Here is a 23,969-nt window from a genome sequence, read left to right as displayed (position 1 = left end):
TTCCCAATTCAAAATTCCGGTATTACTCGAGCCGAATCGATCATCTCGATCGGTATTCGATAGAGTGTCCCGTCTTCTTCAATTAAAACCTGACTATCTTCCACACCGCCCAATTCACCAGTGAATCGGTGTCGGCCATCAATCTTGGTACGGGTTTTAAGGCGCACCTTGCTGCCTTTGAATCGTTCAAAGTGCGCCTCTTCAAACAGCGGCCTGTCCATACCTGGTGACGAGACCTCAAGTTGATAGCGCTCCTTGATTGGGTCTTCCACATCAAGCACACCACTGATCTGATGACTGACCTGTACACAATCATCCAGCAAGATGCCTTCCGCATGGTCGATATAGACCCGCAACAGGGACCCGCCCTTGCCCTGCCCGGTCAGCTCCAGGCCCACTAACTCATAGCCCAGAAGTTCGACCTCCTGACGTATGAGCGTTTTCAGTTGTTCTGGCGCAGACCTCATTTTTCCCACCGCAATAAAAAATGGGCACACGGCCCATCCTGTCATAGCAGAAAACGGGCAATCCAAGCGACGCACCGCCGCCTCGGTAACCACCTATTTTCTAAAAATAAAAAAACCCCGCTATCGGGGTTTTATTATAAAGCACTGCGGCTGACAACCGACAGCTGTCGCAAAATTCTGGTGCGGATTCTAGCATAGCGCCCAACTTCGCGCAATTTCAGGATAGTATCGAGTTGGCGGCTCCGATAATCCGATCAACCTGTGGGGATATGGCTGAAATGAGCCTATCCAGGCAGCCATCCACCCACCGCTTGAACCGGCTCACCACTCTCCGGATGGCTCAACCAGAGCACAACCGCCAGGCGCTTGCTGCCCGATCGGGAAAACTCAGGCCAGGGGAGAGACCACTGGCCAGCATGGGTCTGCACCCGGGAGCGGCCGTGGCTCAACACCACAAAATGCTCACTGAGGGTCCTGCCGCGGTTTTCACCGGCGCCAATCTCACTCTGCAGATCAAAGCCGAGAATGACCAGATTCGCCTCCAGCCCCTGTTGATCGATACCGGCCTGGGGGGAAAATTCGGCCTTAACAGCAACACCGGGCTGCACATCCAAGGTCAACCGACCGACCTTTTTTGCCTCGCCAAGCTCAAGCTTCGGATGACGAAACCAGCCTCGCCACTCCTTGCCGTTAACCACGAACCCCGGTGTATAGACGGATCGGATGGCGCCCGATTGACGATACTGCCGCTGCCGTTGACTATAGGCCGGGGAGGCAAATCGATCCTGCCAACCCAGATAGTCCCAGTAGTCCACATGGAACGCCATCGGAATCAGCTTCTGCCAAAGCCCGGGATGACTCTCCAGTTTTCCCAGCCAGCGGTCTGCCGGCGGGCAACTGCTGCAACCGTGTGAGGTAAAGAGTTCGACCAGCTGTACCTGTTCGACCGGGCTTTCAAGGGTCAGGGCGCGAGCCGTCATACTGATCGGCAGGGTCATCCCCAGCAGTAGTGCCACGCCAAGCCGGGTGATCATGCGACATCCGGCACAAACTTCAGTGCAACCCCATTGTTACAGTAACGCAGACCGGTGGGTTTCGGCCCATCATTGAAGACATGACCATGATGACCGCCACAACGGGCACAGTGGTACTCCGTACGAGGCCAGATGAGTTTAAAGTCCTTTTTGGTACCCAGGGCATTCGGCAGATGGTCATAAAAACTTGGCCAGCCGGTACCACTCTCATATTTGGTGCTGGAGGCAAACAGGGGATAATCACAGCCTGCACAGACGAACGTGCCTGTGCGCTTTTCATGCAGCAGCGGGCTACTGCCGGGCATCTCGGTTCCCTCCTCTCGTAAAATCCGGAACTGCTCAGGGGTCAGGCGCTTGCGCCACTCCTCCTCGCTCAGTTCAAGCTTACTCATTTGCGTCATCTCTTCACCCTGTCTGGCAAACACCGAATGACCGACGACCGGCATCACAGCTGCTACGCCCAGTAGTTTGATCAAACTTCTTCGCTTCATACAATATCTCCTGTTACATAGACCAAGGACGCGCTGGAGAGTCCAGAGTGGGATAGCTGATAGCGTCCGTCATCGCTCGGCAATAAACCTTTCAGGCCGATCAGCCATTCCTGGTAAAACCGGCTTTAGCGTCACCGCAAATCTGCTGTTATCAGGGCCTGCGATACCCGGGAAATACCTGACCAATTCAGATTAAATCAACCCGACAACTGCCGGATTAACGGTTTGTTCTGAGCTTCCCTGAATCGATTGACCCTGATTTTTAAGACACAAATTATCCCAGCAGATTCACTCGGAATAACTTGGTGCTTTATGCAGTAAAACCTCGCTTTCGCCAACGCATGAAGAGAGCTTAGCGGTCAAGCCTCCACAGAGGTTCACACAATTATCACAAATGAATCACAAGCGGCTTTCCATCGCCGGTGGCTGGTTCAGGCAAGCGGCAGGGTGAAGCTGAAACAGGCTCCGCCATGCGGGTTATTGGTCGCTGAGATGGTGCCGCCCTGTAACTCCACCATGCGGCGGGCAATCGCAAGCCCGAGGCCGGCATGTCCACCCTCTTTACCCTGTTTGCGCTTACGGAAAAACGGCTCGAACAGGTGCGACAGTTCCGCTTCATCGATACCCTGACCATCATCCATGACCTCAACCAGGGCAAAATCGGCTTGTTGAGAAATGTTCAGCGTGACACGGCCTCCCGCCTCACAATGATCAATCGCATTGCCGATCAGATTGTCCAGCACCCGTTCGGTCATGGCGAAATCCGCTTTCACCTGAGGCGGTGACTGGGGCAGATGCCATTTCACCTCCACCTGATGCTGCTGCGCCGGCAGCTGAAACTTCTGAATCACATCCTGAACCAGCTCCGCCAACGCCATCGGTTCGCACACCGGTTTGGTCTCTCTCGCCTCCAGCTGGGCCAGCTCAAACAGATCCTCAAGCATCCCCTTCAGGCGTTCGCTCTGTTTGAGGGCGATACTCAGATAGTCCTGTTGCGACTCGCCATCGCGCTCCCCCTGCTCCATATGCAGGGTTTCGAGATAACCGTGAAGCACCGCCAATGGGGTTCTCAGATCATGGGATACCTGAGCCACCAACTCCCGGCGCAGCTTGTCCTGCTGCTTCAGCTGGCCCCACTGATCGGCGATCCGCTGCGCCATCTCCTCGAACGCAGCACCCAGTCGTTCGACTTCATCTCCGCCTGGATCAAAACGCTCCGGGAACTGTTGATGACTGGTAAAACCACTCTGCTGGAAGGCCGTCATCACACTGGAGAGTCGTTGCAGGCGACGTGTCAGCCAGTGAAACAGCAACAGTCCGGTGAGCAGACCAAAGCCCATACTCACCGCCACGGAACCGGCGCTGTAGCGTAACGCATAGCTGTCCAATACCGCCTGTTCAGCGTTATCGTACTCTTCGCCCCTGAGCACCACATAGAGGTAACCGGCAGGCATATCGCCGGCCGGTACCTCTGTCACGGAGAACGCTTTCCGCCTTTCATGGGAACGGGGGTCATCCCCCAGCAGGGGAAAGCCTTCACCCCGCAGAAAGGCTTCGATAGGCGCCAGGTCGACCTGCTTGCGTTTTACCTTTCCCGCATCGGCCGAGAAGGCGAGAATCGTCCCCTGCTTGTCCAGCAGATAGATCTCGATACTCGGATTGATGTCCATGTAGTCGCTGAAGGTTTTCTTCAGCGCCAAATCGTTCATCTCCCCATCGATCACCAGGCGGCGATCCGCCACGATGCGTTGCGCCAGATCCTGGTTGAAGTGCTGGGTGATCTCCTGCATATAGCGATTGGTGGTGACCAGGGTGATCAGGGTATAGAGAAGCCCGATTACCAGAAACAGGCCGATCAGGGCAAGCGAGAGACGGGCATAGAGGGATTGAAACATGTGCACCTCACGATCCCGGCTGCTGCCGGACCTCAAGCTTGACTCGACTGGTCACGATTCACTCCGTTGATCACGAAACTTGTATCCCACACCCCATACCGTCAACACATATTGCGGTTCAGACGGATCTTTCTCGATCTTTGAGCGTAATCGATTGATATGGGAGTTCACCGTGTGCTCGTAACCATCATGGTTGTAGCCCCAAACCTTGTCGAGCAGTTGAATGCGACTGAATACCCGGCCGGGATGGCGGGCGAAAAACAGCAGCAGATCGAACTCTCTTGCCGTTAAGTCCACCAGTTCGCCCTCGACCTGAACCGAGCGTTTGTTGACATCGATATAGAGACCGCCCCGTTTGATACTCTCCTGCTCGGTGATGTTATTACCACCTTCCTTCAAGGCATCGATACGCCGAAACAGCGCTTTGATACGGGCCATCAGTTCAGGCACGCTGAAGGGCTTGGTCAGATAGTCATCCGCTCCCATCTCCAGACCCAACACCCGGTCGAGCTCGGTCGACTTGGCTGTCAGCATCAGAATCGCCACATACTCTTCGGTACTGCGCATCTTGCGGCACAGGGTCAAACCATCCGTATCGGGCAGCATCAAATCGAGTATCACCAATTGATAGCTGTTTTTTCTGAACAGCTCCATGGCTGCTGCGCCATTACTCGCGATATCCGCGTCGTATCCGGCATCCTGCAGATGTTTTTGCACCAGATGGGCAATATCCGGCTCATCTTCGACGATCAGTAACTTACGTTGCATTGAATCGATCAATTCCAGTCATAGGGTTCGGTTGGTCTTTTCTTTACGAGGATTGAATCAAAAATCTATAGCGCTACTTTCACGCAATTATCACGAAACTATCACGACCGCAGTCGACACTTTACAGAGTGAGTCCTGTTTCCGGCCGCTGATCGGTCAACCAGTAGAACTGATAGGGTGGCACCACCAACTGCTGTTTGAACAGTCGCGGGCTCTCCCCCGAATAGAGATCCTTCAGATTCCCATACTCAAACATCCCCCGGTTGCCCAATGCGCTGAGCTCCATAAACTGAGGGCTGCTGTCGAAATTGCAGACAACCAGAACGGAACCCAGCGGCATGAATGGATCGCTGCGCCAGAAGACAAACAGATGAGGATTATCCACTTCGATCAGTTCCCGGTTGTTGAAATCGGCAAACGCGGGAATCCCTTTTCTGGCGGCAATCATCTTTTTCAGGCCATCGAAGATCTGCTGTTCAGGGGTGCCGTGCTGATGGCGGCGTTCTGCCCGCTGCCAATCGATCTTCGGCCTCTGCATCCAGCGGTTATCCCCAGCCTTGTTCTTATCGTTGAGGAACTCCCGATCATTCAATGTGCCGATCTCATCACCATAGTAGAGCAGTGGCATACCGCCAAAGGAGCAGATCAGACTGTGCAGTAACAGGATCACCTTGACCGACTGCTCAATCGCCTCCGCATCACCCTGCTCAATCGCGGCCTCCAGACCCACCAGGGAGGCCAGAGATCCGGAGATTCTGGCATCCCCGGTTTTCAGATTCACTCCGAAGGGTGCGCCGCGGGCGGGGGAATCGTCATACTGACCGGTAAAAAATTCGACCAGGAACTTTCGATGGGCCAGCGGCTGGTAACCGGCCCGCTGGATATCCGCATCATCGAAACCGAGACCGATATCATCGTGACAGCGTAAGTAGTTGAGCCAGGTGGCCCGATCCAGCTTGGTTGGCAGGCTCTGAATACCCTGACGCAGCAGCTTGGTGTTCTTGGTGGCAACCGCATCCCAGATCAAGGCCATGAAGGTGGCGTTGTAGGCGATCTCGCACTCTTTGGCGATTACCGCATCCTCACCAAAATATTTGGTAATCTCCACCGGAGCAACAATCGCTTCGGCAATGAACAGCACACCCGGCGCGGTAACCTGGCAACAATCCTTCATCAATTGCAGCAGGAGATGGGCCTCACGCTCATTCTGCGAGGTGGTGCCGATCTTCTTCCAGAGAAAGGCCACCGCGTCGAGACGCAGAATATCCGCCCCCTGATTTGCCCAGAACAGGGTGTTGTCCAGCATCTCGATGAACACGGCCGGGTTGTTGTAGTTGAGGTCCCACTGGTAGTGATTGAAGACCGTCATCACCCACTTGTTCATCGGCTCGTCCCAGGTGAAGTTACCGGGTGAGGTCTCGGGAAAAATCTCCGGCATGGTCTCTTCGAACATATCCGGAATATCACGATTGTTGAACGTGTAGTAGTAGTCCTGGTACTTCTGCTCTCCGGCGCGGGCCCGTTGCGCCCACTCATGCTCATCCGAAGTGTGGTTGAGCACCATATCCATCACCAGCAGCATACCCCTTTTACGGGTGGAGGTGGCCAGTCTGTTGATATCCTCCAGGCTGCCGAAACGCTCATCCACATTGCGGAAATCACTGACCGCATAGCCCCCGTCGCTGGCGCCGTCGGGACAGACCATCACCGGCATGACATGCAGCATGTTGACGCCCAGTTCCTGCAGATAGGGCAAACGCTCCTCCACCCCCTCGAGATTATCGGCAAAACCATCCGCATAGAGGGCCATGCCTACCCACTCCTGACTGAGGAACCAGTTGTGATGTTTCTCCCGTTCGCTGTCCAACTGCTTGAGGGTGACATGGCGTTGTACATAACGGATCGCCATAACCTCCACCAGATGAATCATCTGTTCCTTGAAATCGTCCCGTTTTCCGTAGAGGTGGTGAAACAGCAGATGAATACCATAGAAATTGGCCCCGAGCCGGGTATAGAAATGGCGCAGATCCCGTTTACGAATCTCGGTTTTGAGTTCGTCGAGGATATGATTCAGCAGTGAATGTGAAACCTGTTCATACATATTGCGATACCGGGAGCTATAGCACTAATCGGCATTACTCCCCTGACTCTCCCATCGTGAAATGAAGTCCGCATAGAATTTTGCAGATGATACGGTAGCACCACGCTTGCCTACAATCGCTGAAGCAAAGGATTGCGCCCTTTGCAGGGTAAGCTTCAGGGGCCATCGGGAGTTCAGGCCAAGCAGCATCACCGCCGTGAAAGCATCACCTGCACCGACACTGTCCACGGTCTCCTGACTGGCTTCGGGGATCACTTGCAGGGGTGATGGTTGATCCGACAGTACAAATGCACCCTGCTCCCCCATTGTGACGATCAAGCCGGTCAGGTCATGTTTCTGCTTGAATGCCAGCGCCTGCTCATGCAGATCCCCGGCACCTCCATCCAGCTGATCGAGTTCATGCTGATTCAATTTAAGCCAGTCTGCCTGATTGATCCAGCGCATGACCGATTCCCGCTGCCACCACGGCGGGCGTAGATTGACATCGAGGAATACACTCTCTGCACCATTCTGTTTCAGACGCTCGAGGGCACTACGGGCGGTCGTGTTTCTCAACCCCAGACTGCCGTGATAGAGCATCTCACAACCGAGGGAGTTCAACGCTGTCGAATCGATAAAGTCATAGGCCGCGTCGGCCATGATCTCATAGCTCGGCTCACCCTGCTCGAGGCTGATCACGACCCGACCTGTGGGATGCTCGTCATCCTGTTGCACGCCGGCGGTCTCCATGCCCCAATCAGCCATGGCCTGGAGAATCCGTTCCCCCTCCGCATCCCGACCGACACGACTGACAAAATAGGGGGACTGGCCAAACGCCTGGAGATGCCAGGCGACGTTGAACGGCGCCCCTCCGAGTACTTGTTCCCCATTCGGAAAGCAGTCGTAGAGCACTTCACCATAGATGATCAGTTTTTTATTATTCATTGTTATCAGGGCCTGTTAAGACGAATTCATCGAACAACGAGTTGAGTTTCAATCACACAAAGCTTGATCAACCCGACTGCTTAAAGAATAAGCATATTGGGGTTAAGGATGAATAACACTTACTTTAGCGTTATTTGGTGGGGCCATGCCCCACCAAAACCCATTGATAAAACTGGATGCAATGGGTTTTAGTGCTTAATTAAGCGCCATTCGTGTTAAGGATAGCAAATCACGACAGACTGCTTGTTGCACTATCAGACTTCTGTCCAAGTCTATTCAGAGTAGCCGATTGAGCGTCAGGGCTCTTCAGGCACATGACAGCTTCTGAAGAAGTCGTAGTGATCGATCGCCTCAAGAATTCCCAACGCATGGGATTGCTCGGCAAAATAGATCCGTTCAAGATCGATCATATGGGAGAGCTCTTCATGATGCCGGTTGGCCACCACCACGGCCAGAGTATTGCCGCGCATCATATCCTCGTCAGAACCGGAGCCTCCCGCGACCAGGATATGTTCGAGGGGTACGTCCAGCCGTTGCGCCACATAACGCAGCGCCTGCCCTTTCGAGGCCCGGGATGGCAACACATCGAGAAACTGACCGAAGGCGTGTATCACATTGCAGGTCAACTCCTCCTTACGCAGCAGTGCATTGATCTCATCAACGGAGGGCGCCTTGTTGGGATCGTAGTGGTAGCCGATTTTGAAAAAACTCTGATCCTGTTTGGGCTGAGGTTTGATCCCGGGAAGATCCGCCAGCACCCGGCGTATGCCTTTCGGCTGCCATAGGTGGTCGATATGTTCACCCCAGTAGTCGTCCATCGAAAGACCCTGTGTATAGTGGATCTTGGTACCCAGACTGGTGATCAGTACGTCAGGAATCGGAATCGAGAACTTCTTCATGATGGAGAGGGCATCGTCGAGGCGACGCCCGGTAGCAATACCGAAGGTGGCACATTTCCGGTTATCGCGCACCACCTTTATGAAACGTTTCAGACCGGTGGGATTCCCCAGCAGGTTCTGATCCAGGTCGGTAAATATGGCCCGGTCCCGATAGCGATATTTGACATGTTTCAGTGGCTTGGTCGGCAACCTCTCATGCTCTGCGGGCATCGGTTTGATCATCGCCAGATATTTCTTGGCGTGCGCTTTCCACGAGTAGTGTTTGCGAACACCATTCAATCCATTGCGGGCAAACTTCTGCCACAACTCGTTATCATGCAATATCTTCAGCAGACTGCGACGGATCGCTTTCTTGTTCAGCGGGTCTACCAGTAATCCGTTGTTACAGTTGCCGATGATATCCACCGGCCCACCGTTTTCCGTTGCAATCAGCGGCAATCCACTGGCTGCCGCTTCAAGCAGGGTCAAACCAAAGGGCTCGGTCAGCGCCGGATTGACGAACACCCCTTCAGAGAGTGCCGTCAGCTGATAGATCTCCGGCACCTCCTTGGCCAGATGGCGTTTCGGCACGGCAACCCGACCATACAGATCATAGAGATCGATGGTCATCAGAATATCGGTCATCACCGACTGGGGGCCGCTCTCCATATCCCGGATATCGTCCCGGTTCCCTGCAACAATCACCAGATTGGCTACACTCTGCAACTGACTCGACTCACCATAGACTTCCAGCAGGGTGAGAATGTTCTTACGCTCATCGGGCCTGGAGAGCGCGAGAATGATCGGCTTGTCGGGATCGCGCAGAAATCGCGACAGGGTTTTACGGAAAGGAATGTTAGCCCCACGGGACGGGGGGTGGAACTGGGTCAGGTTGGTGCCCGGCGGGATTACCGCCATATTGTCCGGCTGATAGTGGTTATAGAGGCTGTACTGCTCTTCGATCTCATTATGGGTACTGGTGATCACCAGATCCGCATTGGCCAGGACCTCCTCTTCCGCTTCCACCCGACGATCCATGTTGTAACGCTCACGGATCTCCTTTCGACTGAAACCTTTAGCCAGTAATTGGTGCTGTTTATCCCGCCCCAGGGAGTGGCCGGTGTGTACCAACGGCACACCCAGCAGATGGGAAAGCCTTACCCCGACATATCCTGCATCCGCATAGTGGGTGTGAACGATATCGGGCATGCGCGGCTGGGACTTCAGCCAGTTGAGCAGGTTGTCCATGAAGCTGTCGAGATGATCCCACAGGGTCTCCTTGGCCAGATAACCTTCAGGACCGGCATCGATCCTTACGATCTTGGCCTTCTCTGACAGCAGTTCGAGGGGTTCTGCATAGTCATCGCTGATTTCCGCATCGACCACGCGTCTGGTTACCAGATCGACCCGGCTGATCCCATCCCGTTCAGCGAGCGCTTTGGCAAGATCCACCACATACTTGGTTTGCCCGCCGGTATCGGCATCACGTCCCAGCTCGAGATCGTGACCGCGAATCAAACCATGAACACTTATCAGACAGATATACATAGTGGGATCGTCCTGGTTGGGAACCGTATCAACCCTGCATCATGTCAGATCATCATATCAGAACAGGCGCAAAAAATCGTGTTGCCTTCTCCCTCCCAGGCTTGCAGCCCGGAGTAAAACCATGCTGAAAGCCAAGGTTTCAAGTGTGGTGCAGAACTACTCAAAAACACCCACATCAAGATTCAACAACAGTGCTTTATCAACCTGATCAAATTTCAGGATGGCCACTCCCTGATGATCCTGCAGAAAAGCCTCCGCATCGGCCAGGCTCTCCAGTGGGATCAACTCATGTCCCATGGGACCCAATACATCCGAGCCAATCACATAAAAAGCACTCCGGGCATCGATACGGCCCAGACTGTAGTACTCGGTCACTGCGATACGATCGATTTCACTCGCCTGATGGTTGGGCGCCCATTTCTGTAGATCATGGAGATACTTAAAAAGATCTTTGGCGCCATCGAAATGGTGCGCATGCCCATCCATGTACAGCACCGTGCCGATCCATTCCGGATACTTTGCGACGAACATGCCACAAACCGGACAGGTATCCTTCGGACCAGGGTCGGGTAGCTCCTGCGCCTGCAGACCGGACACCTGAGTCAACCCATATGCCAACATCAGTGGCATCACACTCAGCCGTTTCAACCAGGTTATTTTCATACTCATCTATCTGTCATTCACTGAAAGCGATAACATTCTCACGACGACCCGATTGAGTGATAACAAGCGGAGAGTCGTGAATCCACAGCCACAAAACTGCATTGCAGTGTCAAGCAACACTTGACACTGCAGGCACTCCATCAGCCCTTTTGCTGCTTCATCTTTTGCATCATTTTCCTGCGCCGTTCCGAACGTTTCTTACGTACCATCAAGGTATCTTTCGCCATACCGGCATAGGCCTCACTCAAGGCCTCATCGAAACTCGCAAGAGCACCACCTTTTTCCGCCTGAATCACTTTTGCCGCCGCCACTGAGCCGAAGGCCATCTTGCTTCGGGTGGTCATGGTACCTTTCAGCTTGGCACCGATCAGATAGCTTGCTTGATCCACATTGATCAACGGCTTGATCTCATCATCGGCCGCATAATCCGCAGCATAGATCGCCTTTGGACCACGATCGATGTTCAGCGAGAGGCTGATTGCCAGACAGTGTATCGAACAGGTGGCATCCACCAGGTCATCATCGTAGTGGACCAGATGACGACTGTGGTGCCACTTGGTGCGGTCCATTCCGCAATAGGGACACTTGGCATATTTCTCCAGCTCTTTCTCCAAGGGATTACTATCCGGCGCCTTTTTAGGAATAAACTGCAGCGGTGTACCATCTCCATCGCAACTCGCCTCGCTTGCCTTGACCCAGCCTTTACCCGGCACCATGGCCCCGACACCCTGGCCTGCCAACACACCACCGGAGAGTCCGGTCAAACCTGCGGCCGATAACAGCTTCAACAGATTCCTGCGTTCCTTGTTACTCGTTTCACTCATCGTTTTACAACTCCTCTTCTACTCAAACATAAACGGCGGTTTGAAACATGTGATGAGATTGAACCGCACAACAATCCCTGAATTTGGGTGCCGAATCAGAGCCTGTCAGGACGAATCCAAGCGTGGATCTACCAATTGGCCAACCCACGCATAATGTCGTAAAAGACCACCCCTTCATAAACTGTCCACAGCCCGAGCACCACCACCAGCACACCAGCCAACCGTGCAAGCGCGCCACGGAAGGTCTTGCCGACATAACCGCCAAGTAGACTGGCTGTCACCATGGAAGGCAGGGTTCCAGCACCGAAACTCAACATCAGCAATCCCGCAGTTAACGGATCGGCGGTGGATACCGCTTTCACGGCAACGGAGAAAACCAGACTGCATGGCACCAGGCCATTGAGCAGACCGGCCATCACGGTTGGAAGCGAGATCGGTTTGTTCAGACCGGTTAATGAAACGACATGAGTGACCGGCCTTACCTTCACCGCCCTGTTGAGTGAAACACCCAACAGATTCAATCCCAGTAACACAACCAAACCACCGGCAAGAATCATCAGCAATCCCTGCGCTTTTCCAACAATGCCACTCTGTACCAACACCTGACCAACGACAGCACCACCGATTCCGAGTAATGTATAAACGGCAATCCGTAGTGTGTGGTATGTAAGCAGATGGCTTAATCGCAACCTGGGTGCAAAATGGATAAAGAATCCTGTGTTGATTCCACTGCACATTCCCAGGCAGTGAAAGCTGCCGAGAATGCCGGTTAGAAATGCCACGCCGAGAGTCAGCTCAGCACTCATATCAAAGCATCCACGATGCGGGCAAACAGCTCCGCTGTGGACTCACCGATGATACGGGTATGCAAGCGCCCGTCGCGATCGAGTATAAAGGTGGTGGGCAGACCGATTACCCCATACTCTCTCGCCACCGCCCCCTCCTGATCGAGCAGTACCGGATAGCTGATATTCAGTTCATCTATGAAGGCTGATGCTGTTTCACGATCCTGCCGCACATTCACCGCAAGGATCACCAACCCTTTTGAACGGTATGCCTGGTAGACCGGCTCAATGCTCTGCATCTCCGACTTACAGAAGGGGCACCAATCCGCCCAGAAGCGGATCACAACAACCTTTCCCGCAAAATCCTTGGTTACATTCACTCGATCGCCGTTGAGATCCTGTAACTGAAAAGCGGGTGGCGGCTCCCCTTTGGTCAGGGCTGAATGCTCTGACTGACAGCCATTGAGTATGGTCAGGCTGAATACAACAAATAAGATGGACATCGGCTTTTTAATCACCACCAGACCTCCATCATGGTAAGACGGGAAAACCAGACCGACCAGGCTGCGGTAAGGTAAAACTGTATAAAAAAGAACTGCGACAACCAGCTTAGTACAGGTAACAGATCCGCCACCGCATGACTCAGACTGAGGATCTTCCGCCAGGGTGATACAAACCCGGCACTCAAAGCGAGTGAGGTTGCCAGAAACAGAGGTATGTAGAGAAAGTAACCCACATAACCGTGCCCCTGTTTGAGAATGCAGAACGGGCAGTGGTGATGAGGGTGCTCATAGATATAGAGCGAGATGGAAGAGATAATGGCCAGGATTGCAACCACAAAGGCGACAATAGCCGCAATCGATAACAGCCAGCCACCCCATCCGCGCAATGCCACCCATACTCCAGCGGCGATTACCAGGATGGCCGAGATAGCCAGCGTGACTATCGATTGAGCCGGCGCTATACCACTTACCTCAGCGGAAACTCCCTGTGCATCGGCGGAGAAGAGCGTTCCGCAGCAGGAGGTGATCAGGTTTGGCTCCATCTCAGTGAAATGAAGCCACTGCACGATCGTTTCGCCTATCACCAGCGGCAGAGCCAACAGTAACAAAGCATATTTGAAGCGGATCAGCGGATAGTCATAGCCCTGGTTGTCGAGATAGTTCAGCACCAGCCAGATGACTGCCACAAAAAACATCGTGATCTTCAAAAACAGTGTGGGCCAACCCCAGGGATTCAGATTCAATACCCCGGTTGCACACATGGCGCCAACAAACTGTCCCGACAAGGCCTCTGCGTTGTAGATGAACAGCAACAGCGAGAGAAACTCAAACAGGAAAGCCCAGATCAACAGGGTTGAGACCAGATAGGTACCTCTTTCCAGTCGAAGCTGCAACTCACTGCCACTCTGAATATCCCAGTGGTGTAAGATTCTGAAGGCAAAAGCGGTTGCCACCAACAGCATCATGGAGACCAGTATCGACACCAGCAGCAGTGCCAGAGTGGCAGGATTCAACATCACCGGCTATCTCTCCCCTGGGACCATGACACCATCCTCAAGCTCCACCACCCGGTCGACAACCGGCGAATCGAAGACAACCGGATCATGGCTGCTGATCAGCACCGTCTTGCCGGCTTTCGACAACTCATCGAGCAGAGCCATGAACTCTCGGGAGAGCCGGCTATCCAGATTGGCAGTAGGCTCATCGGCGATCAGGATTTTCGGGTCATTGATCAGTGCCCGGCAGATCGCCACCCGTTGAGCTTCACCACCGGACAGCCACTCAACAGGATTATCCGTTTTATCGGCCAGCAGGAACTGTTCGAGCAGACGATCCGCCCTGCTTCTCAAGCTGCTGGCTTTCAAACCCAGCGGGTAGGCCGGCAGCATGATGTTCTCCACCACACTAAGTCCAGGAATGAGGTTAAAGCGCTGAAAAATGAAACCGAAGGTATGCCGACGGACTTGAGTAAGAAACCGTTCAGGCAGGGAGGAGATGGTGCGATCCTGCAGACGTATACGTCCACTGGTAGGCCGGGACAGGCAGCCGATCATCGACATCAGGGTGGTTTTACCTGATCCACTGGCCCCCTTAAGACAACTGATCCGGTTAACCTCAAACTGGGTGGTGATTCCCTGTATCGCCCAAAACTCATTCGGTTTGCCCTGATTGAAGGCCTTGCGTACATCTGTCAATTCAATCAACATCACTGACTACCGCATTACCAGATCAGGGTCTGTTATGGAGGTCCGCCAGACAGGTACGATGGTCGCCAGGGTATAGGGCAACACCGTAAAGAAAAACAGCGTCGCGAGTTGCAGACCATCCACTGAAGGGGTTAGCTGAAAACTGGGATAGAGAACAGACCAGCCTTTCAGCACAGGCTCAAACAGACCGGCCGAGGTATAGAACACATGTAAGTAGGCGGCCAGATAACCGATAAGAAAAGCCGTCAGGGAGATGATCATCCCCTCCCAGAACTTCATCCGCATCACTTCCCCGGTCTCCCAGCCAACCGCTTTCAGGATGCCGATCTCCTTACGCTCCTCGGCACTCAACCCGGAGGCTTTGTCCCAGGCGAATATGACAAAAGCGAGCACAGAACCAAGCAATAGAATCAACATCACACCCTGCCGCCAGGAGAAGAGACTCTCATAGGTACGCAGGATCTCCGCTCTGAGAATTGGCCGACTGTCCGGCAATAACAGCGTCAGCTTTTCTGCGATTTTTTGAATCTCCCGGGGGTTTCTCACAGACAACACCAGATCGGTGTAAACAGACTCGTCAATACCGAACAGTCGCCGATAGCCCTCAGAATTCATCAGTAACAGATCACTACTGATCAGTTCCGACTCACTCTCCAGCAGCCTCAAAACTCTAAAAGAGAATGCCTTGCCTTCATGTGACCGCAGTGTCAGATAGTCACCAATCGACAAACCTCTGGTTCGGGCTATCCCCTCACCAATCACAATATCGTTGATCGATAGCTGATCCTGTTCACTGGTCATCACCGTATAGTTGGCCTTGACCGCAGGATCGTAGTAGTAGCCCCACAAGCGGCCACGTTTTTCAGTGACACCGCGCAGCCTACCGATTCTCTGCAGATACTCTGCCGGCACCATGACACTTCGTCCCGCCTCGATCCGTTGCACAATGATTTCCGGAGAGTCGGCCAGCAGAGCAACAGCTTCGCTGCGCATGGCATGACTGAACAACATCACTGAAGCCAGCATGAATATGATCAGTGAGTAGACTGTCAGCAGACCAAGACTCTTCCCCTTGTGGCGCATCATTGTGCCCAGGGTAAAGTCGATAAAATAACGTTGTTTGCGCAGTATGGTAATCATGGTAAGGAATCGATCGGAGGTTGCAGTAAAGAACCTGTGGGGAAATGCTCCAATGCGACGGGATGATCCTGGAAAGCTGAGTGGATATCGGTCTGAGAGGGGTGTCTGGTATAACGGGCCTCGGTGAACAGCGCCAGGTCGGTCAGGCCCAGCCTGCTGACCAGGTCAGCGGACGCCACTGCTTGCGGGAAACCTTGCCCACTCTCTATCGCAACATCCACAAGGCTTGCAATAAAGCCTGTCAGCAATATCAGCAGACAGACAAAAAAGGTGTTGGATCTTTTCATCTAATCAATGACAGAACGGTGTAAAAAAACAGAGACCGCCAAGAGTCTAGCCGGCCCGCTTTCCATCTCTCATTGACATCAATCATTGATCGCTATTTCACCGTTTTTTTAGGTCATATGACCCAATTCAGAGCTTGAAAACCAGGGCATTTCACTCGATATCAAGAGATCGAGATCTACAACCAAAAAAAATTTCAGATATCTGGTTCTAGGAAAGCGAACCAGGGCCACAGCGATGCTTGGATCATCCATTCATTTCTCCACAGAAGAGCGTGGCGATTTGTCATCGATAAGCTGAGACGAGCTACCGATCCTGTCACCGAAGAGGCTACCGTTTGATTTTTGTAGACGATCGGTCTAATATTCCCCCATGAGCTCTGCCATCCCCCTGAAACGACGTCGCGGCCGCCCCCCCAAAGACCAGGCCGGATTCAGTCAAACCAAAGCTGAACTGATTCGTTCAGGTATGGAGGTGCTCACCGAAAAAGGCTACAGCGCCACCGGCATTGACGAGATTCTGCGACGCGTCGGGGTGCCGAAGGGCTCTTTCTATCACTACTTCAAAAACAAGGATGCCTTCGGCTCGGAACTGATCAGCAACTACGCCAAATTTTTCGAGCACAAGCTGGATAAATCCCTGGGCAATCGATCTCTCCCGCCTCTGCAACGTCTGATTGCATTCATGCAGGATGCGACAGATGGCATGGCCCGGCATCGGTTCAAGCGTGGCTGTCTGGTTGGCAACCTTGGCCAGGAGATGGGCGCCCTGCCCGAATCATTCCGCACACAACTGATTGAGGTCTTCGAAGCCTGGCAGCAGCGGCTGGAAGCCTGCCTGGAGGAAGCCAAAGCGACCGGCGATATATCCGCCAACAAAGATTGCAAGGAGTCTGCCTATCTGTTCTGGACTGGCTGGGAGGGCGCGGTTTTGCGTGCAAAACTCGAACGCAGTCCCAGGGCACTGCAAAGTTACGCAGATTTTTTCGTAAACAGTCTGAAGTAATTTTTTTTCATTTTTTAATAGACGTTTGTCTAACCAATGAGGCACAGATATGTTCAAAGGCGTTCTGATTGACAAGCAAGATGGGAATTACTCAGCCACGATTTCAGATATCGATGAAGCAATGCTCCCGGAAGGTGATGTCACCATCGATGTGCACTACTCATCCATCAACTATAAAGACGCCCTGGCGATCACTGGCCAATCACCGGTTGTAAGACGCTTTCCCATGGTGCCTGGTATCGATCTGGTGGGAACCGTCAGCAGCACCACACACGGGGATTACCAAACAGGCGATCAGGTGATCCTGAATGGCTGGGGTGTGGGTGAAAAACACTGGGGTGGACTGGCACAGAAAGCCAGAGTGAACGGCGACTGGCTGGTTCGACTACCGAAGTCTTTACAGCCGAAAGAGGCCATGGCAATCGGTACAGCCGGCTATACCGCGATGCTCTGTATCCTCGCATTGGAAAGAAACGGCATCACACCGGACAAGGGGGATATCCTGGTGACCGGGGCCTCCGGCGGTGTTGGCAGTGTCACGATTGCGATACTGGCCAAACTGGGTTACTCAGTGATTGCTCTGAGTGGTAAAGCTGAAGCGGAGTCCGCTTTTCTGACGGAATTGGGCGCGGCTGAAATCATCCCAAGCGAAGAACTCGCCCAACCAGGGAAACCGCTGGCCAAAGAGCGCTGGATCGGGGTGGTCGATGTGGTTGGCTCCCATGTACTCGCCAATGCCTGTGCCAGCACCCACTATGGTGGCGTAGTCACCGCCTGTGGTCTGGCTGGCGGTATGGACTTTCCGGCAACGGTAGCTCCCTTCATCTTGAGAGGCGTCTCCCTGGTCGGTATCGACAGCGTGATGTGTCCCAAAGAGATCCGCCAGCAGGCATGGGACCGACTGGAGCAGGACCTGGATCTCAGCAAGTTGAGCCATATTGCTGAAGAAGTTGGTCTGTCCGAGGTGATCGAAACAGCAGACAATCTGCTGGCCAGAAAGATCCGGGGCAGAAGAATCGTCGATGTCAATCGGTAAGACGTCACGACCATTTAAAGTAAAAACAGGATATGATCCTCCATATCCTGTTTTCAGAATGCGATCAATGAATGTTGTATGTTGTGATTCACAAACTGAAGTCGGCCTATAATCCCACAATTTATGGGAGGCTATTCGGACAATATTGCGGGTTTGATATCAAGCAGATGGGTGCCATTCAGACAATCCAGCCCCTTCACAAAGACCACACCATCCTCAATACCCTTGATCGGCAGGAGTGCTGCCCCGATAGGGTTAGGCCTGTGGGGTGAACGCAAGGCAAAGCTGCCGATCAACTCGCCACCCTGGTTGCTCTGCTGCTGTATCGCGCTTCTGTCAGTATTCTCAAACCAGTAGAGAATCAGGATCTTCTGCCCCTTCTTCAAACCAAACAGGCCGTCTATGTAGGCATCATGAATCACCAGTTGGCACAGCGGGCCATTCAGATCCACATTGTTAGGGCAATCCTCCAATGTCCTGTATGGGGTATTGATATGGCCGATAAATTTAAGTGTTGCGCTCATCAGACTATGCTCCCGAACTGATTGTCTTCTCCTTTATTCACAGCAAGAGAAATATCGATTATTTACTGCACTATTATATCCACAATCACAAAAGGTCCATCAACCGAAGACTTTTTACTTTCGAATCGCTTGCAGAGTGCCAGCATCGCTGAATTACTCATCAGTACATATCCGCGCAATATCTGAAAACCATTCAGTTTTGCCGTTTCGAGCAGTTTATTCAGCAATTGATAGCCAACCCCCTGCCCCTGATAGTCGTCAACGATCGTGATGGCAAATTCAGCCATCTTCGCTTCATTGGGTATATTGATATATCGGGCGATGCCAATACCACTCTCCTCATCCTCACGGGTTATTGAGGCGCACCAGGCCACCCGGTCCTTACCATCCAGATCAGTCAGATAGTCAAGCTGTTGATCGGTCAAATGATCCAGAGCAGCCGCAAAGCGGCTGAAACGGGAACGTGCGGACATATGCCGGAAGCCGATCTCGATCTGCTTTTTCAGAAATTCGGTGGTGTGTCGGGTATTGGGTTCCACACAGGGTTGCACCCGACACTGGATGCCGTTATTCATGACAAATTCAATGGCTGGAATGGAATCAGTCACCGGCTATCAATTTCTCTGCGATCTGCTTGCAACTGTGCAACAGACGTTTGGCCAACTTCGGGTCATCGATTGCTCGACTGATCGCCACCCCACCAATCATCATGGCGGTTACTGCATAGATATCATCACTGGGTCTGTTTGGCTCCTCCATAGCCTGACGACTGATGTAACGATTCATGCTCTTGTATATGCGGGTGTAGGCATGTCTCACGTCAGATTCACGAGTGGCGATATCGGTAACCAGAAAAGCCAGTGGACAGGGATGCTCTTCACCTTCTACATGGTCCAGATTCAGATAACCCTCCAGCACCCCCTGAAACCACGCCTGCCCCTGTTTGCCGTTTTTCAGATGGGCTGTAAAACGACCGTTTTTCGCAGCATGGGTCATCGCTTCGATATAGAGCTCACCTTTGCTGCTGAAATGGGCATAGAAGCCTCCATGAGTCAGACCGGCATCCTGCATGATCTCGCTGATCCCGGTCTTTTCATAGCCCTGCTGGAGAAAATATCGTACCGCACTATCGAGAATACGTTGACGACTCTGCTGTTTGTGCTCAGCTGGATAGGGCATGGCTGTCAGGGCCTGTTAAACAGTGGCTGGATCATGAAATGAAAATAGCATAGGCCGATAATATTATCTTGATCATATTTAGGAATTTTAGGATCTTTGGTGCGACTTCAGTGCAAAACCAAGGATAGTCATGAATCATTCACAAATTCTGTTTCCAATGATCTGCCTGGTAGTGATAACCGGAGGCATGGGGATCGCCCTGATCGCTGCTCGCTACAAGGCCGTAAGAGAGGGCTCGTTGAGCATTGCCTACTTCAAATACAACCGGGGTGGCCGACCACCGGAATATCTGATCAAAATCAGCCACCATTTTCAGAACCTGCTGGAAACACCACAGCTTTTCTATCTGAGTACGATTGTTATTCTGCTATTGGAGAAATCAGATCCCATCTATCTGGGGCTGGCATGGTGCTACCTCGCTTCACGCATGATCCACAGCTGGATACACCTGGGAAGCAACAATGTACTGCATCGAAAGAATGCCTTTATTGTCAGCTATTTGTTGATATTTATTATCTGGATTCGGTTGCTATTGCAACTGTTGATGGGTTGAACCTGCGCACCGGTGAATCAGTGACTGTCAGCTTTCAACGGTTGTTTTTCATCCGCCCCGACCTCGGGTAAACCGAAGGAGAGCAAAGCGGCCAGAATCACAAACAGCGCCGACCACCAGAGACACCCCTGAAGACCGTAAGTCTGATAGATCAGGCCGGACAGCACAGTACCTATCAGTCTACCTCCGGCATTGGCCATATAGTAGAAACCCACGTTCATGGAGACCTTTTCATGATCCGAGTAAGCCAGGATCAGATAGGAGTGAACCGCTGAGTTGATGGCGAAGACAATCCCGAACAGAATCAGACCCACGACCAATACCTGTTCGGCCGGCCAACCCTGATTCAGTGCCATGGCTATGGCAGCAGGTAACAGTGCCAGTAGAAAAGCCCACAGGCGCGCCGTTCCCCCACCTGGCCCCTGCCCCTGGTGAACACGCCCAAGCAGTTTGGGAACACTGGCCTGAACAAAGCCGTAGCCGATAATCCAGAGTGCCAGAAATCCACCAACCTGAGTAAAACTCCAATCCAGCACTTCGTAGAGAAACACCGGTAAACCGACCACAAACCAGACATCCCGGGAGCCAAACAGAAAAAAACGCGCCGCGGAGAGCCAGTTGATTGCTGCCACTTTGGAGAAGACCTGGGAAAACTTCGGCTTCGATTTCATCTTCCCAAGTCCGGCAGGAAGCATCAATGAAGTCGCAATCAAAACCAGCAACAGCATCCCGGCCAAAACAGCCAGTGCACCGCGAAAACCGATCCATTCAAGCAGCGCCGCTCCAATGAAATAACCGGCCCCTTTCAAGGCATTCTTTGAACCGGTGAGCAGAGCCACCCACTTGAACAGTTTGGATTCGCCACCGTCACGCACCATCGTTTTGACCGAGGCTTTGGCAGACATTTTATTCAGATCCTTGGCAATCCCGGAGAGTGCCTGGGCGATCATCACATAGACTACCGAGAGCCAGGCATCGGGTACGGTCAATGCCATCAGAGCAACCACCTGCAGCCCCATGCCGATGTGCATGGTCAGATTGAGGCCGATGCGCGCACCCAACCAACCGCCTACCAGATTGGTGACGATGCCAAAAAACTCATAGAAGAGAAACAGCATCGCCACTTCAAACGGTGAGTAGCCAAGCAGGTGGAAGTAGAGCACCACCAGCATGCGGATTGCCCCATCGGTGATGGTGAAGGCCCAATAGCCTCCGGTCACCACCAGGTAGTTACGTACACCTTGATCCATCTTATCCCGCAGCCACTTTTCGCACGATATCGATCAGTCGATTGGCATAACCCCACTCGTTGTCATACCAGGCGTAGATCTTGACCTGGCGATCATCGATCACCAGGGTGGATGGGGCATCCACAATCGAGGAGCGAGGATCGTTGACATAGTCAACCGAGACCAGTGGACGCTCCTCGTAACCCAATATACCTTTCAACTCCCCATCCGCAGCCTCACGAAGATAACCATTCACCTCTTCAGCCGTAACTGCCCTGGGTGCCTCGAAGACAAAATCGGTCAAGGAACCATTCAGCAACGGCACCCGTACGGCATGACCATCGAGACGCCCCTCCAGTTCAGGAAAGATCTTGGTGATCGCCTTGGCCGAACCGGTCGTGGTGGGAATCAATGACTGGCCGCAGGCACGGGCCCGACGAAGATCCTTATGCCCTCGATCGACAATGGTCTGGGTATTGGTGATGTCGTGAATGGTGGTCATGCAGCCGTGCACGATTCCGATCTTCTCATGCAGCACCTTCACCAGAGGCGCCAGACAGTTAGTGGTACAGGAGGCTGCGGTGATCAAATGGTTGACCTGCGGATCGTAGAGATGGTCATTCACCCCATACACCAGATTCAAGGCGCCTTCGGTGGGTGCAGCCACGACGACCTTCTTCACTCCCTGATCAAAATAGGATTGAAGCCGCTCCGGTTTCTTGTGATGTTTGCCTGTGGCCTCAATAACAATATCGCAACTGGACCAATCGGTCTCATCGATCGTCGGATTCGAAGAGTAACTGAGACTGCTCTCATCGACCGTCAGCGCTGCCCCTTCACCCTGGCATTGGTGATCCCAGATCCCATGCACAGAGTCAAATTGCAACAGATGGGCGGAACAGCCGGCATCACCGGCAATCTCATTGATCTGGCAGAACGCCAGATTCGCGTCGTTCCAGCCTGCTCTGAGGCCCAAACGACCCATACGCCCAAAACCATTGATACCGATGCGTGCTTTCAAAATATGCCCCCCAACTAAGCATGAATATAGACAAATCTACAGAACCGGGCAGATTGTGCCGTGACTTTATTGCAATCTGATGACAAACACCCCGAATGTTCGAGTGGAGCCGGACTTACAACCCCGGTTCTATCCGTCGACAATCAGGATCTTCTACACCATTGTGGTCCATGACAAGGCTATGCTAACGGTTTGCTCACCGGTTTGATATGTGTCCTATACTCGGGGAGTGTTTCAATCTTTCAAGTCGCAATCAAAACATCGGTATCTTGGGGACCTGTCCGGGGCATTTGCCGATCTTGGCACCTTTCTACCGATTGTCATCGGCGTTTTAACCTTACAAAAGGTCGATCCCACCGGGTTGTTGATCGGCTTTGGTCTGTTTGCCCTGGTTGTGGCTGCGGTCTATCGTCGGCCAATTCCAATACAACCGATGAAGGTGGTTGCCGCCATCGTCATCACCCAGAGCCTGGATGCCCAGACGATCGCTGCCACCGGTTTTCTATTGGGCTTTACCGTTGTTCTGATCTCTCTGTTCGGCGTTCTCGATCTGCTGGCACGAAAAATACCCACACCGGTTATGACCGGGATCCAGCTCGGCGTCGGGTTGATGCTCGCATGGGCTGGTATCGGACTGGTGATTACCGACCCCTGGACCGGGATAGTCTCTACAGGAATACTGTTTCTCCTGCTGGCCACTCCCCTGAAGCCCTTTGCTGCCGTGGCGATTGTCATCGGCGCCTGCCTATGGAGCCTGTCGACCACGCAAAATTCGCTGACAGACTTAAGCCTGGCTCTGCACACCCCTGACTGGACAACTTTCGGCTGGCCTCAACTTGGTCTCTCGGCACAAACTATTCTACTACCCCAACTCAGCTTGACACTGACCAATGCGATCCTGGCCACAGCAGCCATCGCCGGTCACTATTTCCCCAAGGATAAACAACGCATCTCTCCAACCAGGCTCGGTCTCACCACTGGTGCGATGAATATGCTGCTGGCGCCTTTCGGTGCCTTCCCCATGTGCCATGGCGCCGGAGGATTGGTGGTACAACACCGCTTTGGTGCCCGCAGTTGGCTGGCACCAGTGCTTTTCGGCATCACCATGATCACCCTGGGGGTACTGTTTGGTCCACAGGCACTGCAGATTCTCCTGCTGATCCCCCTGGCAGCGGTTGGCGCATTGCTGATCTATGCGGGACTCGATCTCGCCTGGCACAAATCACTCACCTCCTCTCCGCCACTCGATCTGAGCGTCATACTGCTGACCGGAATCTGCTGCGCAACACTCAATGTGGCTGTCGGTCTACTGATTGGCTGGGGCTGGTTTCTGCTCGGCAGATCTCTATTCCCAAATAAGAATAGAACAGAGTGACACCACTTGATCTGCAGATCATTGAAGCATCGGTT

General features: G+C 53.0%; 25 protein-coding genes. 4 read left to right on the top strand and 21 right to left on the bottom strand.

What is annotated here, in order from left to right; translation table 11 throughout:
- Nucleotides 1-8 precede the first annotated feature (8 nt).
- The 16 genes from rimP to A3193_RS19705 all read right to left on the bottom strand — a co-directional run bounded on the left by rimP (nucleotide 9) and on the right by A3193_RS19705 (nucleotide 16,014).
- Nucleotides 9-467 carry a ribosome maturation factor RimP gene (gene rimP, locus A3193_RS19780; protein ID WP_069002900.1) on the bottom strand — a complete coding sequence of 153 codons (459 nt, stop codon included), beginning with the start codon at nucleotides 465-467 and terminating at the stop codon, nucleotides 9-11.
- Nucleotides 468-751: 284 nt separating this feature from the next.
- Nucleotides 752-1,501 (bottom strand): DUF1223 domain-containing protein, encoded by a 750-nt coding sequence (locus A3193_RS19775; protein WP_069002880.1) that lies wholly within the window; start codon nucleotides 1,499-1,501, stop codon nucleotides 752-754.
- The gene (gene msrB, locus A3193_RS19770) at nucleotides 1,498-1,992 is read right to left on the bottom strand and encodes a peptide-methionine (R)-S-oxide reductase MsrB (RefSeq protein ID WP_069015670.1); all 495 of its coding nucleotides are present in this window, start codon (nucleotides 1,990-1,992) and stop codon (nucleotides 1,498-1,500) included. Before msrB ends, A3193_RS19775 begins: the two co-directional genes overlap by 4 nt.
- Nucleotides 1,993-2,423: 431 nt before the next feature.
- Nucleotides 2,424-3,923, bottom strand: coding sequence for a sensor histidine kinase (locus tag A3193_RS19765; RefSeq protein ID WP_235615062.1), 1,500 nt, complete (start codon nucleotides 3,921-3,923; stop codon nucleotides 2,424-2,426).
- A gap of 15 nt (nucleotides 3,924-3,938) precedes the next feature.
- Nucleotides 3,939-4,655: a response regulator transcription factor gene (locus A3193_RS19760; RefSeq protein ID WP_069015669.1), complete on the bottom strand. Its 717-nt coding sequence runs from the start codon at nucleotides 4,653-4,655 to the stop codon at nucleotides 3,939-3,941.
- 121 nt (nucleotides 4,656-4,776) lie between these two features.
- Complete coding sequence (locus tag A3193_RS19755; RefSeq protein WP_069015668.1) at nucleotides 4,777-6,756, bottom strand: alpha-amylase family glycosyl hydrolase; 1,980 nt, start codon at nucleotides 6,754-6,756, stop codon at nucleotides 4,777-4,779.
- A gap of 24 nt (nucleotides 6,757-6,780) precedes the next feature.
- Nucleotides 6,781-7,680, bottom strand: coding sequence for a carbohydrate kinase family protein (locus A3193_RS19750; protein ID WP_069015667.1), 900 nt, complete (start codon nucleotides 7,678-7,680; stop codon nucleotides 6,781-6,783).
- 296 nt (nucleotides 7,681-7,976) lie between these two features.
- A complete protein-coding gene (locus A3193_RS19745) occupies nucleotides 7,977-10,106 on the bottom strand; it encodes an HAD-IIB family hydrolase (protein ID WP_069002874.1) in 2,130 nt (709 codons plus the stop codon).
- A gap of 156 nt (nucleotides 10,107-10,262) precedes the next feature.
- Nucleotides 10,263-10,775 carry a nitrous oxide reductase accessory protein NosL gene (locus A3193_RS19740; RefSeq protein WP_305782065.1) on the bottom strand — a complete coding sequence of 171 codons (513 nt, stop codon included), beginning with the start codon at nucleotides 10,773-10,775 and terminating at the stop codon, nucleotides 10,263-10,265.
- A gap of 134 nt (nucleotides 10,776-10,909) precedes the next feature.
- Nucleotides 10,910-11,593 carry a nitrous oxide reductase accessory protein NosL gene (locus tag A3193_RS19735; RefSeq protein ID WP_069015666.1) on the bottom strand — a complete coding sequence of 228 codons (684 nt, stop codon included), beginning with the start codon at nucleotides 11,591-11,593 and terminating at the stop codon, nucleotides 10,910-10,912.
- Nucleotides 11,594-11,721: 128 nt separating this feature from the next.
- Nucleotides 11,722-12,399, bottom strand: a complete 678-nt coding sequence (locus A3193_RS19730) for a sulfite exporter TauE/SafE family protein (RefSeq protein WP_069002872.1) — start codon at nucleotides 12,397-12,399, stop codon at nucleotides 11,722-11,724.
- A complete protein-coding gene (locus A3193_RS19725) occupies nucleotides 12,396-12,881 on the bottom strand; it encodes a TlpA family protein disulfide reductase (protein ID WP_069015677.1) in 486 nt (161 codons plus the stop codon). Before A3193_RS19725 ends, A3193_RS19730 begins: the two co-directional genes overlap by 4 nt.
- 11 nt (nucleotides 12,882-12,892) lie before the next feature.
- A complete protein-coding gene (locus tag A3193_RS19720) occupies nucleotides 12,893-13,897 on the bottom strand; it encodes a hypothetical protein (protein WP_083218893.1) in 1,005 nt (334 codons plus the stop codon).
- A 6-nt stretch (nucleotides 13,898-13,903) separates the two neighbouring features.
- Nucleotides 13,904-14,587, bottom strand: a complete 684-nt coding sequence (locus A3193_RS19715) for an ABC transporter ATP-binding protein (RefSeq protein ID WP_305782064.1) — start codon at nucleotides 14,585-14,587, stop codon at nucleotides 13,904-13,906.
- Nucleotides 14,588-14,593: 6 nt separating this feature from the next.
- Nucleotides 14,594-15,727: an ABC transporter permease gene (locus tag A3193_RS19710; protein ID WP_069002870.1), complete on the bottom strand. Its 1,134-nt coding sequence runs from the start codon at nucleotides 15,725-15,727 to the stop codon at nucleotides 14,594-14,596.
- Nucleotides 15,724-16,014, bottom strand: coding sequence for a hypothetical protein (locus A3193_RS19705; RefSeq protein WP_069015664.1), 291 nt, complete (start codon nucleotides 16,012-16,014; stop codon nucleotides 15,724-15,726). The genes A3193_RS19710 and A3193_RS19705 overlap by 4 nt, the downstream gene beginning before the upstream one ends.
- 370 nt (nucleotides 16,015-16,384) lie before the next feature.
- On the opposite strand from A3193_RS19705, the gene acuR reads away from it, so the two are divergent.
- Together acuR and acuI are read left to right on the top strand one after the other, a co-directional pair.
- On the top strand, nucleotides 16,385-17,017 hold the full coding sequence (acuR, locus tag A3193_RS19700; RefSeq protein WP_069015663.1) for an acrylate utilization transcriptional regulator AcuR: 633 nt from the start codon (nucleotides 16,385-16,387) through the stop codon (nucleotides 17,015-17,017).
- A 49-nt stretch (nucleotides 17,018-17,066) separates the two neighbouring features.
- Nucleotides 17,067-18,053: an acrylyl-CoA reductase (NADPH) gene (gene acuI / locus A3193_RS19695; protein WP_069002867.1), complete on the top strand. Its 987-nt coding sequence runs from the start codon at nucleotides 17,067-17,069 to the stop codon at nucleotides 18,051-18,053.
- A gap of 131 nt (nucleotides 18,054-18,184) precedes the next feature.
- Here acuI and A3193_RS19690 read toward each other — a convergent pair whose 3' ends face one another.
- The 3 genes from A3193_RS19690 to A3193_RS19680 form a co-directional block, all read right to left on the bottom strand.
- Nucleotides 18,185-18,577 carry an SAM-dependent methyltransferase gene (locus A3193_RS19690; RefSeq protein WP_069002866.1) on the bottom strand — a complete coding sequence of 131 codons (393 nt, stop codon included), beginning with the start codon at nucleotides 18,575-18,577 and terminating at the stop codon, nucleotides 18,185-18,187.
- A 62-nt stretch (nucleotides 18,578-18,639) separates the two neighbouring features.
- Nucleotides 18,640-19,152 (bottom strand): GNAT family N-acetyltransferase, encoded by a 513-nt coding sequence (locus A3193_RS19685; protein WP_139116860.1) that lies wholly within the window; start codon nucleotides 19,150-19,152, stop codon nucleotides 18,640-18,642.
- Between the two features lie 25 nt (nucleotides 19,153-19,177).
- Complete coding sequence (locus A3193_RS19680; protein WP_069002864.1) at nucleotides 19,178-19,756, bottom strand: TetR/AcrR family transcriptional regulator; 579 nt, start codon at nucleotides 19,754-19,756, stop codon at nucleotides 19,178-19,180.
- Between the two features lie 130 nt (nucleotides 19,757-19,886).
- Between A3193_RS19680 and A3193_RS19675 the strand changes: the two genes are divergently transcribed.
- Entirely contained in the window at nucleotides 19,887-20,309 is a 423-nt protein-coding gene (locus tag A3193_RS19675) for an MAPEG family protein (RefSeq protein ID WP_069002863.1), read from the top strand.
- A gap of 17 nt (nucleotides 20,310-20,326) precedes the next feature.
- On the opposite strand, the gene arsJ is transcribed toward A3193_RS19675, so the two are convergent.
- Nucleotides 20,327-21,559 carry an organoarsenical effux MFS transporter ArsJ gene (gene arsJ / locus A3193_RS19670; protein ID WP_069015662.1) on the bottom strand — a complete coding sequence of 411 codons (1,233 nt, stop codon included), beginning with the start codon at nucleotides 21,557-21,559 and terminating at the stop codon, nucleotides 20,327-20,329.
- A gap of 1 nt (nucleotide 21,560) precedes the next feature.
- Complete coding sequence (locus A3193_RS19665; protein WP_139116859.1) at nucleotides 21,561-22,559, bottom strand: ArsJ-associated glyceraldehyde-3-phosphate dehydrogenase; 999 nt, start codon at nucleotides 22,557-22,559, stop codon at nucleotides 21,561-21,563.
- Nucleotides 22,560-22,770: 211 nt separating this feature from the next.
- On the opposite strand from A3193_RS19665, the gene A3193_RS19660 reads away from it, so the two are divergent.
- Nucleotides 22,771-23,934: a putative sulfate/molybdate transporter gene (locus A3193_RS19660; RefSeq protein ID WP_069015661.1), complete on the top strand. Its 1,164-nt coding sequence runs from the start codon at nucleotides 22,771-22,773 to the stop codon at nucleotides 23,932-23,934.
- The last annotated feature ends 35 nt before the right edge of the window (nucleotides 23,935-23,969 follow it).

The organism is Candidatus Thiodiazotropha endoloripes, from assembly GCF_001708965.1.
In the GTDB taxonomy this organism is placed as follows: Bacteria; Pseudomonadota; Gammaproteobacteria; order Chromatiales; family Chromatiaceae; genus Thiodiazotropha; species Thiodiazotropha endoloripes.
Note: the sequence above shows the minus strand (reverse complement) of the source record. Positions and strands in the feature narration are given on the sequence as shown.